At 65.1% G+C, this 13,652-nt stretch carries 13 protein-coding genes; 8 read left to right on the plus strand and 5 right to left on the minus strand.

What is annotated here, in order from left to right; all coding sequences use genetic code 11:
• Positions 1-149 precede the first annotated feature (149 nt).
• The 5 genes from lptF to rsmA are packed head-to-tail and all read left to right on the plus strand — an operon-like array spanning position 150 to position 5,631.
• Complete coding sequence (lptF, locus tag ACM9LZ_RS13450) at positions 150-1,280, plus strand: LPS export ABC transporter permease LptF (RefSeq protein ID WP_416619989.1); 1,131 nt, start codon at positions 150-152, stop codon at positions 1,278-1,280.
• 4 nt (positions 1,281-1,284) lie between these two features.
• On the plus strand, positions 1,285-2,379 hold the full coding sequence (gene lptG / locus ACM9LZ_RS13455; RefSeq protein WP_416619990.1) for an LPS export ABC transporter permease LptG: 1,095 nt from the start codon (positions 1,285-1,287) through the stop codon (positions 2,377-2,379).
• A gap of 53 nt (positions 2,380-2,432) precedes the next feature.
• Positions 2,433-3,749, plus strand: a complete 1,317-nt coding sequence (locus tag ACM9LZ_RS13460) for a peptidylprolyl isomerase (protein ID WP_416619991.1) — start codon at positions 2,433-2,435, stop codon at positions 3,747-3,749.
• A 17-nt stretch (positions 3,750-3,766) separates the two neighbouring features.
• Positions 3,767-4,786: a 4-hydroxythreonine-4-phosphate dehydrogenase PdxA gene (pdxA, locus tag ACM9LZ_RS13465; RefSeq protein ID WP_416620032.1), complete on the plus strand. Its 1,020-nt coding sequence runs from the start codon at positions 3,767-3,769 to the stop codon at positions 4,784-4,786.
• The gene (rsmA, locus tag ACM9LZ_RS13470; protein WP_416619992.1) at positions 4,783-5,631 is read left to right on the plus strand and encodes a 16S rRNA (adenine(1518)-N(6)/adenine(1519)-N(6))-dimethyltransferase RsmA; all 849 of its coding nucleotides are present in this window, start codon (positions 4,783-4,785) and stop codon (positions 5,629-5,631) included. Before pdxA ends, rsmA begins: the two co-directional genes overlap by 4 nt.
• A 31-nt stretch (positions 5,632-5,662) precedes the next feature.
• On the opposite strand, the gene ACM9LZ_RS13475 is transcribed toward rsmA, so the two are convergent.
• Positions 5,663-5,890 carry a 2TM domain-containing protein gene (locus ACM9LZ_RS13475; RefSeq protein ID WP_416619993.1) on the minus strand — a complete coding sequence of 76 codons (228 nt, stop codon included), beginning with the start codon at positions 5,888-5,890 and terminating at the stop codon, positions 5,663-5,665.
• A 138-nt stretch (positions 5,891-6,028) separates the two neighbouring features.
• On the opposite strand from ACM9LZ_RS13475, the gene ACM9LZ_RS13480 reads away from it, so the two are divergent.
• Entirely contained in the window at positions 6,029-7,351 is a 1,323-nt protein-coding gene (locus tag ACM9LZ_RS13480; protein WP_416619994.1) for a tetratricopeptide repeat protein, read from the plus strand.
• A gap of 365 nt (positions 7,352-7,716) precedes the next feature.
• Here the strand turns inward: ACM9LZ_RS13480 and ACM9LZ_RS13485 are convergent, their stop codons facing one another.
• The 3 genes from ACM9LZ_RS13485 to ACM9LZ_RS13495 form a co-directional block, all read right to left on the minus strand.
• A complete protein-coding gene (locus tag ACM9LZ_RS13485; RefSeq protein ID WP_416619995.1) occupies positions 7,717-8,379 on the minus strand; it encodes a helix-turn-helix domain-containing protein in 663 nt (220 codons plus the stop codon).
• A 553-nt stretch (positions 8,380-8,932) separates the two neighbouring features.
• On the minus strand, positions 8,933-9,157 hold the full coding sequence (locus ACM9LZ_RS13490) for a hypothetical protein (RefSeq protein ID WP_416619996.1): 225 nt from the start codon (positions 9,155-9,157) through the stop codon (positions 8,933-8,935).
• 93 nt (positions 9,158-9,250) lie between these two features.
• Positions 9,251-11,167 carry a lytic transglycosylase domain-containing protein gene (locus tag ACM9LZ_RS13495; protein WP_416619997.1) on the minus strand — a complete coding sequence of 639 codons (1,917 nt, stop codon included), beginning with the start codon at positions 11,165-11,167 and terminating at the stop codon, positions 9,251-9,253.
• A gap of 129 nt (positions 11,168-11,296) precedes the next feature.
• Here ACM9LZ_RS13495 and dapA point away from each other — a divergent pair, with 129 nt between their 5' ends.
• Positions 11,297-12,172 carry a 4-hydroxy-tetrahydrodipicolinate synthase gene (gene dapA, locus ACM9LZ_RS13500; protein WP_416619998.1) on the plus strand — a complete coding sequence of 292 codons (876 nt, stop codon included), beginning with the start codon at positions 11,297-11,299 and terminating at the stop codon, positions 12,170-12,172.
• Between the two features lie 73 nt (positions 12,173-12,245).
• Positions 12,246-12,719, plus strand: coding sequence for an SsrA-binding protein SmpB (smpB, locus tag ACM9LZ_RS13505; protein WP_416619999.1), 474 nt, complete (start codon positions 12,246-12,248; stop codon positions 12,717-12,719).
• Here the strand turns inward: smpB and ACM9LZ_RS13510 are convergent, their stop codons facing one another.
• Positions 12,720-13,544, minus strand: coding sequence for an FkbM family methyltransferase (locus ACM9LZ_RS13510; RefSeq protein WP_416620000.1), 825 nt, complete (start codon positions 13,542-13,544; stop codon positions 12,720-12,722).
• Positions 13,545-13,652 lie beyond the last annotated feature (108 nt).

Raw genomic sequence — 13,652 nt, forward strand, 5'->3', positions numbered from 1 at the left:
ACAGCCTCGGACCCATGTCAAGGTTGGGCTGGGCCAAAAACCGTCGGCCCGCCACGATCAGGACGCAATCACCCGTTACGGGCTATTTTACCCGTCATCGGGTATGCTCCGGCTTGGGACCGGCCCTGTGACCGGTCTTTTTGGATAAGATGAACCAGATCAACCGATACCTTTTCCGCAATCTGGTCGTCGCCACGCTGGTGGTGACGGTGGCGCTGTCGGCCGCCATCTGGCTGACCCAATCGCTGCGCCTGGTCGAACTGGTCGTCGATGGCGGGGCGGGTTTCGGTGTCTTCCTGCATCTGGCGGTCCTGTCGCTGCCCACCTTCCTGTCGCTCGTCCTGCCCTTCGGCGTGCTGGCCGCCGTGCTGTTCACCTATAACAAGCTGACGCAGGAGAGCGAGCTGGTGGTGATGCGTGCCGCCGGCCTGGGCCCGGTGGCCCTGGCGCGGCCCGTGCTGCTGCTGGCGGCCATCGTTTCCCTGCTCTGCTACCTGCTGTCCATGTATCTGGGCCCGGCGGCCCAGCGCGAGCTTATATCCCTGCGCCAGTCGGTGCGGTCCGACATGTCGGTCGCCCTGCTGCGCGAGGGCACGTTCAACGAGATGGGCGACGACCTGACCATCTATGTCCGCGACCGGCTGCCGGACGGCACCTTGCAGGACATCCTGATCCATGATCAGCGGCAGGAAGGGGTGACCACGACGGTGGTCGCCGCCAGCGGCACGCTGACCGACAGCGACGGCGTGCCCCGGGTCCTGGTCAATGACGGCACGCAGAGCAAATATACCGCCGCCACGGGCAAGACCGAGTGGCTGGAGTTCGAGCGTTATGCCATCGACCTGCTGACCCTGCGCCGCGAATTGCCGGCCCGGTGGACGGAGCCGCGCGAGCGGACCATGGCGGAACTGTGGACCCCGCGCAACGATGCGACCGACCAGCGGTTCAGCGGCCGCATCCGGGCGGAGTTGCACAACCGTCTGGCCTCGCCTTTGCTGGCCCTGTCCTTCGCCGTGATTGCGCTGGCGGCGCTGTTGCCGGGCGAATTCTCTCGCCGCGGCCAGACCCGTCGCATCACGATCGCCGCCGTGGGAGGACTGGTGCTTCAGGCCGCCGTGCTGGGAATCGTCAACCTGATCGGCAAGGTGCCGGCGCTGACGGCACTGTTGTATCTGGCGGTGCTGGCCCCGCTTCCCATCGGTCTCTGGCTGCTGCTACGCCCGGGCCAGGGAAGGCCAAGAGCCACGGCACACACACCCGCCCCCTCGCCGGGAGGATGAGAATTTGCGCCTGACCTCCACGCTTTCCGGCTATATCGGCCGGCAGTTCCTGCTCTGGTTCGGGGCCGGCCTGGCGTCGCTGCTGGCGCTCGTCTATCTTCTGGATACGGTGGAACTGCTGCGCCGCGCCGCCAACCGGCCGGAAGCGGGCTTCGACGTGATCGTGACCATGGGGCTGCTGAAACTGCCGGAGATCGGGCAGGAGGTCTTCCCCTTCGTCGTGCTGTTCGGTGCCATGTACACGTTCTGGCGGCTGACGCGGACGCAGGAACTCGTCGTGGCGCGGGCCAGCGGCATCAGCGTCTGGCAGTTCACCTTCCCTGTGCTGGCCTGGGCCATCATCATCGGCCTGGTGCTGATCATGGTGCTCAACCCCATCTTTGCTGCCATGCTGACCCGGTTCGAACGCATGGAGAACCGGTATCTTCGGGGTCAGACATCCTCCTTCGTGGTCGGACGGTCGGGTCTGTGGCTGACCCAACTGACCGAAGAGGGGGCCTATCGCATCCATGCCAATTCGGTGGTGCCCGGCACGGTTGAGATGCGGCAGGTGACGGTTCTGCTCTCCACGCCGGCCAACCGGCTGTCGGCGCGGATGGATGCGGCCTCGGCCGTGCTGACACCCGGTCACTGGGACCTGACCGAGGTCTGGTACAACAAGCCCGGCGAACCGGCCAGGTTCCTGGCCCGCTACCGCCTGCCCACCGAACTGACCGAACAGCGCATCCAGGACAGTTTCGCCCCGCCCGACACCTTGTCCTTCTGGGCCCTGCCCGGCTTCATCGACACGCTGGAGAAGACGGGCCTGTCCAGCGTGCGCCACCGGCTTTATTGGCACACGCTGCTGGCGCAACCCGCCTTCTATGCCGCCATGGTGCTGCTGGCCGCCGCCTTTTCGCTGCGGCAGATGCGCGGCGGCGGTACGCTGACCCTGGTCACCGGCGGCATCATCAGCGCGCTGGTGCTGTTCATCCTGAAGGATGTCATCGTGGCGCTGGGACTTTCGGGTGCCGTGCCCGTGCTGCTGGCCGCCTGGGGGCCGGCGGGCGTGACGGCGCTGCTGTCCATGGCGGCACTGCTGCATACGGAGGATGGTTGAAACACCGGTAGATTTTGCCTTTGCCCGTGCAAGCCTCTATAAGACCCCCTGCAATGACCGAGACAGTGATCCGATCGACCATGAAAAGCATAGCGCGTCCGGCCCTGCTGATGGCCACCGCCCTCACCTTCGCTGTTCTGGCTGGCCCCTCTGCCGCCTGGGCGCAGGCCGCGCAGGGGGCGCAGGTCCCGTTGAGCCGTATCGCCGCCGTGGTCAATGAGGAGCCGATCACCGTCGCCGACGTCGAGGGGCGCCTGCAGCTCGCCATCGTCTCGTCCGGATTGCCGGACAATCCGGAGACCCGCCAGCGCCTGCTGCCGCAGGTTCTGCGCCTGCTGACGGACGAGGCGCTGCAGATCCAGGAAGCGCGGGAGCGCAACCTGACCGTCACCGAGGATGAGTTGACGGACGACCTCGAAGCGGCGGCCAACCGCAACCGGATGGATCTGGAGCAGTTGCGCAGCGCCCTGGAACAGGCAGGCGTGCCCTGGACCACCATGCGACAGCAGATGCTGGCGCAGATCGCCTGGGGCAAGGTGGTGCAGCGCGTCGTGCGCCAGCAGGTCAACGTGCCCGACAGCGAGGTCAATGCCTTTATCGAGCGTATCCGCGCCAATGCCGGCAAGCCGGAATACCATGTCGCGGAAATCTTCCTGGCCGTCGACACCAATACGAACGAGGCCGAGGTTCAGCGCCTTGGCGAGCGGCTGGTCGAACAGATCGGCCGTGGCGCCAATTTCTCCGCCGTGGCGGCCCAGTTCTCCCAGTCGGCCGGCGCCGCACAGGGCGGCGACCTGGGCTGGATCCAGCAGGGACAGTTGGAAGAGAACCTGGACCGCGCGCTGCAGCAGATGACGCCCGGCCAGTTCTCACGGCCCATCCGCGGGGCCGCCGGCTATCATATCCTGTGGCTGCGTGAACAGCGCATCGTCGCGGCCGGCGATCCGAAGAACATCCAGGTGGCCATCAGCCAGTTCGTCGTCCCCTTCGCCGATGAAAGCCAGCAGAACGCCGCGTTCGAAGCCGCCAAGCAGGTGAGCGAGCAGGCCCGCGGCTGCGAGGCGCTGGAACAGGCCACGCAGGCCGTGCCGGGCGCCCAGGTCTTCAGCCAGCCCTTGAGCCGGCTTGGTGACGTTCCCGAGCAGATCGCGGCATTGGTCGGTTCGCTGGGTGTGGGCCAGGCGACGGCGCCATTGATGACCGATCGCGGCGCCATGCTGCTGATGGTCTGCGACCGTGTCGTGCCCGAGGGCAGCCTGCCCCCGGCCGATCAGGTGCGCTCCGCCCTGTTCCAGGAGCGCATGGACCTGCAGCAGCGTCGTTATCTGCGCGACCTGCGCCGTCAGGCCACGATCGAAACCCGCATGTGATCCGGGGGGCGGCCATGATGGCGGCACCGCTGGGTCTGACGATGGGGGAGCCGGCGGGCATCGGCGGCGACATTGCCCTGAAGGCCTGGACTCAGCGGGAAACGGCGCAGGTTCCGCCCTTCGTGCTGCTGGATGATCCGGCCCGGATCGCGGTCCTTGCGGCGCGACTGGGCCTGGACGTGCCGCTTCGCATCGTCACGGAAGGTGATCTCGACACGGCTAACGGCCTTTTCGCGCACAGCCTTCCGCTGCTGCCCGTGGAACTGACCGCCCCCGTCACGCAGGGCCGGCCGGACCCGGCCAACGGCCCCGCGGTGATCCAGTCCATCGACCATGCTGTCGCCCTGGCCCGCCGCGGCGCGCTGGCGGGTGTGGTGACCAACCCCATCCAGAAAAGCGCGCTTTACGCCTGCGGCTTCCGCTGGCCGGGCCACACCGAATATCTGGCGCATCTGGCGGGTCTGCCTGACGATGGCACGGTGATGCTGCTGGAAGGCGGCGGCCTGCGCGTCGTGCTGGCCACCATCCATGTCGCCGTGAAGGATGTGCCGGCCTGCCTGACGGCGGATGCCATCCTGCATGTCGCCCGCGTCACGGCCGCCGCCCTGACGGATGATTTCGGCATCACCCGGCCACGACTGGCCGTGGCGGCGCTCAACCCCCATGCCGGCGAGGATGGCGCCATGGGGCGGGAGGAAATCGAGATCATCGCCCCGGCCGTTGCCGCCCTGCAGGCCGCGGGCATCGACGCCACCGGTCCCTTCCCCGCCGATACGCTGTTCCATGCCGGCGCGCGGGCACGGTACGATGCGGTGGTCTGCATGTATCACGACCAGGGATTGATCCCGTTGAAGACGCTGGATTTCGACACGGGCGTCAATATAACCCTGGGCCTTCCCTTCGTGCGCACCTCTCCCGACCATGGCACGGCGCTGTCGCTGGCCGGAACGGGACAGGCCAGCGCCTCCAGCCTGATCGCCGCCCTGCATGCGGCCAGCCGCATTGCCGCCCGCCGGCGCGAAAATGGATCGACATGACCGACGGACGCGACCTGTCCCATCTGCCCCCCCTGCGCGAGGTGATCGCCACCCATGATCTGGCCGCCAAGAAGGCGTTCGGCCAGCATTTTCTGCTGGACCTGAACGTCACCCGGCGCATCGTGCGCGAGGCGGGTGATTTCACGGGCGTGCATGTGGTGGAGGTGGGGCCCGGACCCGGCGGGCTGACCCGCGCCCTGGTCGAAAGCTCCGCTGCCAGCGTCACGGCGGTGGAACGCGATCCGCGCTTCGCCGCTGCCCTGGCCGATGTCGTTGCCGCCTCTGCCGGCCGGCTGCGGCTGGTGGAAGCCGACGCGCTGACCGTGGACCCTGTGGATCTGGTCCCGGGGCCGCGCGCCGTGGTGTCCAACCTGCCCTACAATGTCGGCACGCCACTGCTGATCGGCTGGCTTCGGCGGATCGGGGAATACCGGTCGCTGACCCTGATGTTCCAGAAGGAGGTCGCGGACCGCATCGTGGCCGGCGTGCGCACCGACGCCTATGGCCGGCTGTCCGTCATGGCCCAGTGGCTGGCGGAATGCCGCACGCTGTACGATCTGCCGGCCCGCGCCTTCACGCCGCCGCCCAAGGTCGACAGCGCCGTGGTCCACCTGACCCCGCGCGAACGCCCGGCCGATGATCCCGACTTCGCCAGCATGGAAGCGCTGGTGGGTGCCGCCTTCGGCCAGCGGCGCAAGATGCTGCGTGCCAGCCTGAAATCGGTGATCCGGGAGCCGGAACCGCTGCTGCTGTCCGTCGGTATCGCCCCGACGGCCAGGGCGGAGGAAATCAGCGTGGCCGGCTTCGTCGCCCTGGCCAGGGCCTGGCTGGCGGCGCGCGCCTGACAACCGGTCCCATCCGCCAGTCAAACCCGGTTCAGGCGCCGGACGGCCGGTCGAACAGCCCCATGGCATAGGCCGTGTGCAGCGCTAGCGGAGCCATCCAGGCCACCAGCGGATAGAAGAACCAGACCCGGTCCGGCGTCAGCATGAAGTTGAGCGGCACAAGCACCACCGCGGCCAGGAGATAGGCCAGCAGGTGGTTCAGCAACTGGCTGCGCCGCCGCTTCACGGTGGGGTGACTATCGGGCAACGGGTCTGCCATGTTCCTGTCCTTGCTGTTTGCCGTTCGGGCGCCAGCCCCTACCATAACGGGAACGGCGACAGGGCCAAGCGCGAACTTGATTGATGGCGGCCAGGCAGGCAAAGATGGCGAAAGCCCTTATGGATCAAAGCCAAGACCATGGACATCAATCGCCTGTTTGCCGATGCCGTCGCCCATCAGAATGAAGGCCGGTGGGCCGAGGCTGCGGCCCTTTACCGCAAGATCGACAAGGCGCGGCCGGGGCTGGGGCCTGTGAACTGGAACCTGGGCATTGTGCTGAAGGCACAGGAACAGTGGGATGACGCCCTGCGTGCCTTTGAGAAGGCGGACAAGGCCGGTGGCGATTTCCGTGGCCTGCTGTTCAATATCGGGCTTTGCTGGCAGAAGCTGGGCCGGATGGAGGCTGCCGCCAAGGCGTTCGAGAAGGCCGTGGCGGCGGAGCCCGACGACCATGTCGGTCTTTTCAACTTGGCTGCCGCCTATCGCGAGCTGGACCAGTTGGAGAAGGCAGTAGCCGCCGTGGACAGGTCGCTGGCGCTGAACCCCGATTTTGTCGAAGCGCAATTGCTGCAATCAAAGCTGCGGACCCGCATGCTGCCCATCTGGCACGTGCCCATGGTGAATGATGCCCCCCGCAATGATGCCTACGAAGCCGCCATCAAGGCACAGGTCCGGCCGGGCGATCTGGTGCTGGAGATCGGCACCGGTTCCGGCCTGCTGGCCATGATGGCAGCCCGGGCCGGCGCCACCGTCGTAACCTGCGAGGCTGTGCCCTGGATCGCGGAAACGGCCCGTGCCGTCATTGCCGCCAACGGCCTGTCCGACCGGGTCACGGTGGTCAACACCCTGTCGACAGCCCTGCAGGTGGGTGACGTGTTGCCGCGCCGGGCCGACATATTGCTGTCAGAGATCGTGGCCAGCGATTTCCTGTCCGAGCGGATCATCCCGGCCGTGGCGGACGCTCGCGCCCGCCTGCTCCGGCCGGATGCCCGCATCCTGCCGGAACGCGGCGGCGTGCGGTGTGCCCTGGCTGGCGGTGATATTCTGGAACGGCATCTGTTCACCGGGCCGACCAACGGTTTCGACCTGACCCCCTTCAACCGGCTTTACCCGCGTACCGTGCGCTATGATGCGCGCACCGTACAGCCCGTGGCCCTGTCTTCCGCCATCGATCCGTTCAGCTTTGATTTCACGGCCGGACCGGTGCCGCTTTGCGAGCAGGTCCGCTTCAGCCTGACAGCGAACGCCATCGGCCACTGCGTGGCCTTGGCCCAATGGGTCTGGCTGGATTTCGGCAAAGGTATCCTTTTCGAAAACAGCCCCTTCGTGGACAGCCCGGCCAGCGGCTGGCAGCCGGGTTTCTTCCTGCCGCCCGCCCCCTTCCCGGTCTCTCCCGGAAAGGTTGTCGACATCGACGGTTACCATGACAGCTACAATGTTTGGCTGTCCTTTCGTCCTTAGCGCCTGTCAGGAAATTTTCATTTTACTTCGATGCTTTATACTATTCTGACACTTATCCGTATCTGCATTGATCAGACCCTATGGCCCTGATCAATGCATCCCTCATGCGCCGGGCGCCGCCATCCGGCGGCTGGGCTTGCGCGCGCGTGGACGCGCGGGCGCTCAACGCGCCGCTCGTGCGGCGTCGCCCGCGCCAACGAATGGTGGCGCCGGCAATTGAGGGCGGTGACCAGAACCAATAGGTTCTGGTCACCGCAAAATAGGATAAGGTATGAGGGGGCTCATCACCTTGTTTCCTAGGTGATAAAAAAAGCCCCGGCGATGACATCATCGCCGGGGCCGGGAAACAGCAGGACGGAAAAGGATCAATCCTTTTCGCCTTCATTGTAGTCGCGGATATCGGCAGGGTCCCAAACGGCACCACGGCGACGGCGATTGGCATTGCTGGCCGCGCTTGGGGCGGCAGCGGCCTTCGGCTGCCGTTTCGTCCCCGGAACCGGCCCGCGCCGGCGCGGCGCTTCCATCGCCATCGGCGTGGCAGGACTTTCCTCCGGGGTGGCCGTATATTGACGGTTTGCGGCGGCGGCGGCCCCCCCCTCCTCGTCATAGCCGGCATTGGGAGAAACGGCCCGCAGCAGGGATCCGACAGCGTCCGCCACCTCTTCCGGTGCGGATTTCCAGGCGCGCAACAGGTCCAGTTCGCGACGGGACAGGATGGGGGACGATCCCTCAGCCGTGGCCGCGAAGCTTTCCGGCGGCCGGCGCATGTCGGGCACGTCCAGGCCATCGAAGAAGAAAGTCAGCGGAACGTCGAGAATATCCGCCAAACGGTACAGCTTTCCAACGGAAACCCTATTGGAACCCCGTTCGTATTTCTGGACTTGCTGGAAAGTAATACCCAGCGCCTTTGCCAGATCAGACTGACTCATCCCTAAAAGGCCGCGACGAAGCCTGATACGGCCAGCCACGTGATTCTCGATCACTGTCTCCAGCGCAGCAACGGCTGCGTTTTTGCTTCGTCTCGGCATAGAACCCTATTGCCCCCTCTGCGCATTCTTACGCCCATGCTCTTTCAAGCCATCAGCCCGAAAACAGGGCAAATCCCTAACATTCCTATGCAGAACAATCGGACATTTCCGCTTGCTGGTCAAATCAACGGTCAGCCTGCACTGCGTCCCGCCGACTGTCACAACCTCAACCACGCACTGCTTCATGCCATCGTATGGCAATATTAGCAGTTTCATTGAGACTGTCCATAACTTGTATGCCATATCCCAAAAAGCGAAACAGGCTTAGCTAAAGATTAACGCAAAATAAGATAAAATTTGGTGCGTTTCTGGCCACCCCCAAAGAGAAATAAGGGGTTGCGCGACAATTATTACTACTGGGAGTTTAAAAACGCTTTTTTGCGTTTCCTTTTTTGGCTCCGGTCGCCCGAACCATCGCGCCCTGGGGATTTCTCCATCCTTATTGCCGTAAGGGCCCAGGATGTCAACGACGCCGAATCGCTCAACGCCCCGCCTTTCGGCAAGGAATCGAGCTACCCCGAAAATGTCACAGGTATGCCGGGAACAAACCGCCCTAAGCCGCGTTTCCGATCTGGTCGGGAAGCATGATGGCGGCGATTTCACCGTAGGTCTGTCGTTCCGCCCGCAAAACCATCAGCCATTCCCGTAAACTTTCATGGACGAAGCAATGATGGGGCTGGGATAATTCCGCTTCCGTATCGTTGATCAGCCTGTCCAATAAACGGGCATGGACAAACGCGGCCTGACGAATATGGGCATCGACAGTGAAATCCGGCATCGGAGCACTCCGGGCGACAAGATGAAACGACGGGATATCATCACCCGTCACCCGGCTTTTTGCGTGCGAAAATAGGGATTAGCACTTTCGTGCTCAGCCGTTGGTAGAAGCTCCCCTATCCAGGTCTGTCGTCATACGGCTGGGCGTACCGCCAAGGCGCGCACGGTACAGATGTATGTTTTCCAGAACGCGCTGTACATAGTTGCGCGTCTCGTAGATCGGCATGGTTTCGATCCAGTCGATGACGTCCACGCCATTCCCCCGCGGGTCGCCGAAGGCCCTCAGCCAGCCATTCACCCGGCCGGGCCCGGCATTGTAGGCCGCGATGGCCAGGACATAAGAACCGCCGAAACGGTCGATCATGTCCGCCAGATAGATGGAGCCGATCTCGACATTGTGCCTTGGATCGGTCAGCAGCCGGTCGGCGGTATGCCGCTTAAGCCCCTGCTGCTTAGCGACACCGCCCGCCGTGGCGGGCATGACCTGCATCAGGCCGCGGGCGCCGGCCGAACTGACGGCATCTGTCTTGAAATTGCTCTCCTGCCGTATGATGCCGTGGATCAGCGCCGCCTCCGGCCGGGAGGGGGGCTTGCCGGGCAGCAGCGGGAACCCCTCCCCCGCCAGCACGAAACCATCCTGCCAGGCCGCGCGCGAGGTGATGACGGCCAGATCGGGCCGCTTGATACGGTTGGCCAGATCGCCGATCAGCCGGTAATTCTCACCGGTCCGGGCATCCACGGTCAATTTACGCAGGAACAGGGCCACACGATCACTGTCCGCCCCCTCGATACGGGTCAGCAGTTCCACGACGCGCACCATCTCCTGACGCTCGAACGCCTTGCGGTGATCATCGGTGACTTCCGGTTGTGCGGGCAGGGTGCTGCCGGCAGGAAGGTCCAGATGGTCCGATGCCAGCAACCCATAGAAAGTGCCGCCATAGCTGGTCGCCGTCTGGAACCATTGGGTGGAACGCTGCCTGTCCCCCATCTCCGCCAGCGCACGGCCGGCCCAATAGGCGCCGCGCGACTTGCTGAGCGGTGAACTGGTCCCCCGGAACAGCGCCTCGAAATGCTTCAAGGCGGCTTCCGGCTTGTCCAGGCGGCGCAGCGCCAGCCATCCGGCCAGAAATTCCGCCTGCGCGAACGCCAGCCCATCCTTGGCCGCGTGGGCCGCCACGACATCATAGGCCCGCTTGAACTTGCCTTGCTCCATCAGGCGGCGGGCCAGGATATGGCGCTCCACCCACCATTCCGCCGTGCGCTGTTCCTCCGCCGGGCGCTTGACGGCCAGCAGCTCCAGTGCGCCGTCATCCATATCCTTGCGCCGGCGCCAGCGCGTGCGTTCATAAGCCAGGGCGGCATCGCCGGCCAGGACCGCCGGCACGCGCCGGACAGCACCATCCACGCCGGGCGACATGGCGGCCAGCGCGATCCGTGCTTCCGCGAGGGACCGCTGACCACCACTGACCAGCGGCATGACCCGCCGCGCCTCGTCGGTCCGGCCAGCCCACAAAAGGCGATCCAGCCGGGCCACATGGTCTTCCGGGCGCAGCAGGCTGACATACCGGCCGCGGAAATCCCGTTCCTCCACCGCGCCGAAGGAGCCATTGACATAGCGGTCACGGACCAGCGCGATGGCCTTGTCCGACGCCTTCGTCTCCATCAGCGCCACGATGTAGCGATCGAATCCGGCATGGGTCAGGGGCGCATTACGCTCAAACCACGCCCTGACATCCGGAGAGGAAAGGGTTGCCGGCATCCGGGCCTCGGCATTGCGCCGCAGGGCCGCCTGGTTCGGCCAGTCCGGATGACGGGCCATGAAGGCCACCAGCGCCTCCCAACTGGCATCGGTATTGGGCCGCGTCAGGTCGATCCAGAGCAGCACCTGCGCCGGCAACGCCTCCTTGGCACGCCGCGCCGCATGGTGCGCCTCCTCCAGCCGGCCGCGATCGGCGGCGCTGAAAGCCTGCTTGTAGATGGCAATGTCGGAAGAGCTGATCGCCCATGCCATGCCGGGCGCCCCGAGCCCGATCCCAAGGCAAAGCAGCATCGCCGCCAGGGCACGGCCTGCCAGCTTGTTTCGGGGATTGGGGCTGATTAATGTTCGCGCCTTCATTGGTTCTGACCGGAGTGTCCCGCCATGTTCAAGGGTTCCATCGTCGCATTGATCACGCCTTTTCGCGACGGGAAGGTGGATGAGCCCGCCTTCCAGGACTTTGTGGACTGGCAGATCAAACAGGGGACGCACGGGGTTGTTCCGGTCGGGACGACCGGCGAGTCGCCCACCCTTTCGCATGAAGAACATCGTATCGTCATCTCCCTGGCGGTGGAGGTGGCCAATGGCCGCGTCCCCGTCATCGCCGGTACCGGTTCCAATTCGACGGAAGAGGCCATCGCCCTCACCCGCCATGCCAAGCAGATCGGCGCCGACGCCGCCCTGATCGTGACACCTTATTACAATAAGCCGTCGCAGGAAGGCCTTTATCAACATTACAAGGCCATCCACGATGCTGTCGACCTGCCGATCATCATCTACAATATTCCCGGCCGCAGCGTCATCGACATGAGCGTTGCGACCATGGCACGGCTGGCCAAGCTGCCGAACATTGTCGGCGTGAAGGATGCGACTGCCGATCTGGTCCGCCCCCTGCGCACGCGGGTGGAGATCGGCCCCGATTTCTGCCAGCTTTCGGGTGAGGATGGCACGGCAGCGGCCTTCCTGGCCCAGGGTGGCGTGGGCTGCATCTCCGTTACGGCGAATGTGGCGCCGGCCCTGTGCGCGCAGATGCAGAATGCCTGGGCCACCGGCAACATGACGGAGATGGCCCGCATCCGCGACCTGCTGATGCCACTGCACCATGCCATGTTCGTGGAGACCAGCCCCGCCCCGGTGAAATACGCCGCCAGTCTGCTCGGCAAGTCCACCCCGGACGTGCGCCTGCCGCTGGTCCCCTGCTCTGCCGAGGGGCGTGCCGTCGTGGAGGATGCGATGCGCAAGGCCGGCCTGATCAACTGACTTCATTGAACTCCACGGAACGTCCCCCCATAACAGGGGGGACGTTTTCTTTTGGGATCGGATCACACCGGCAATGGCGAACAACGCGCCCGAGCGCAAAATGGCGGCACAGAACCGCCGGGCCCGCTTCGACTACTTCATCGAGGATACGATCGAGGCCGGCATCATGCTGACCGGCACGGAGGTCAAATCATTGCGGGGCGGCAAGGCTTCCATCCTGGAAAGCTATGCCGGCGATGTCGGGGGCGAGCTGTTCCTGATCAATTCCTACATCCCCGAATACGGGCAGGCCGGCGCCTGGCTGCAGCATGACCCGAAGCGCCCGCGCAAGCTGCTGGTCCGCAAGCGCGAGTTGGAGCGCATGTTGAACGCCATCGCCCGCCAGGGCATGACCCTGGTGCCCATGTCCATCTATTTCAACGACCGTGGCAAGGCCAAGGTCGAGATCGGCATCGCCAAGGGCAAGAAGAAGGGCGACAAGCGCGAGACGGAGAAGGAACGCGACTGGCAGCGCGACAAGGCCCGCCTGATGCGCGCGCGGGGGTGATCACCCCCGCTCGAACAGCCAGTTCATGCGGCTGTCCCCGAAGGCGCGGTAACCCGCCGCCTTCAGCCGGCCGAGAAGGTCGCCGCCCCAGCTTTCCTGCGAACGCTCGATGATGATGACACGCGGCCACAGGCTTTCCGGGGCCGCCGCGAAGAAGGGCAGCAGGGCCTTGTCCTCCGCCCCTTCAATGTCGATCTTCAGAACGTCGATGCCGGTGACCCCGGCCCCCCCCAGCACGTCCAGCAACGGGCGCACCCGAACGGGCGTGCTGGCCCCGCCATGGTCGCGGACCAGGGACGAGCCCCCCAGGTTGGAATTGTCCAGATAAAGGCCCAGCACCCCTTCCTCCGCCCCGATCGCGCAATCGACATGGGTGATGGCGGCGTCGGTCCGGTTGATGGACAGGTTGAAGCGCAGCCGCCGCGCCGCCTCCGGCCCCGGTTCGATGGCCAGGATGCGGCCGGCCGGCCCCAGCAGGCGAGCCGCATTCAGAGTATAAAGCCCGACATTGGCGCCGATATCGACAAAGGTGCCGTCACGCGGCAACCGGTCGGCCAGAAGCGCCATTTCCGCCGGATCGAAAAATTGCGGCATGAACAGGAACTTGCGCTCCCCGACATTATCGTCGGGATAAAGGCGCAGATTGATGCCGCGGACCGCTACATCGAATACCGGCCCCTGGAGCAGCATGGCCACGCGCCGCAGCCACAGGGCCAGCCGCCGGCCCATCGGCGTCAACGGCTGCGCCTGGCAGAAGCCGATAAGGGCGCGGGGCAGCGTACCGGGCGCGTGAAAGCCGAAAGGGGCTGCGGGATCATGGCGCAAGGGTGCGGTCTCCGCTTCCGTGAAGCTGGTTTGTGGAACGGGCTGTGATGCTTATGCCACAAGCGGGCGGCGGGCTGCATCCCCTTATGCCGCAATGCAAATCCATCT

It is taken from the genome of Niveispirillum fermenti (assembly GCF_048066175.1).
GTDB classification, from domain to species: Bacteria; Pseudomonadota; Alphaproteobacteria; order Azospirillales; family Azospirillaceae; genus Niveispirillum; species Niveispirillum fermenti.

Excerpts from the sequence above, each read along its gene's own strand:
- ACM9LZ_RS13480 (WP_416619994.1), top strand. The coding sequence starts at position 6,029 with ATGGACATCAATCGCCTGTTTGCCGATGCCGTCGCCCATCAGAATGAA.
- rsmA (WP_416619992.1), top strand. The coding sequence starts at position 4,783 with ATGACCGACGGACGCGACCTGTCCCATCTGCCCCCCCTGCGCGAGGTG.
- ACM9LZ_RS13460 (WP_416619991.1), top strand. The coding sequence starts at position 2,433 with ATGACCGAGACAGTGATCCGATCGACCATGAAAAGCATAGCGCGTCCG.
- ACM9LZ_RS13495 (WP_416619997.1), bottom strand. The coding sequence starts at position 11,167 with ATGGCATGGGCGATCAGCTCTTCCGACATTGCCATCTACAAGCAGGCT.
- pdxA (WP_416620032.1), top strand. The coding sequence starts at position 3,767 with ATGGCGGCACCGCTGGGTCTGACGATGGGGGAGCCGGCGGGCATCGGC.
- dapA (WP_416619998.1), top strand. The coding sequence starts at position 11,297 with ATGTTCAAGGGTTCCATCGTCGCATTGATCACGCCTTTTCGCGACGGG.
- ACM9LZ_RS13490 (WP_416619996.1), bottom strand. The coding sequence starts at position 9,157 with ATGCCGGATTTCACTGTCGATGCCCATATTCGTCAGGCCGCGTTTGTC.
- ACM9LZ_RS13475 (WP_416619993.1), bottom strand. The coding sequence starts at position 5,890 with ATGGCAGACCCGTTGCCCGATAGTCACCCCACCGTGAAGCGGCGGCGC.
- lptF (WP_416619989.1), top strand. The coding sequence starts at position 150 with ATGAACCAGATCAACCGATACCTTTTCCGCAATCTGGTCGTCGCCACG.
- ACM9LZ_RS13485 (WP_416619995.1), bottom strand. The coding sequence starts at position 8,379 with ATGCCGAGACGAAGCAAAAACGCAGCCGTTGCTGCGCTGGAGACAGTG.
- smpB (WP_416619999.1), top strand. The coding sequence starts at position 12,246 with ATGGCGAACAACGCGCCCGAGCGCAAAATGGCGGCACAGAACCGCCGG.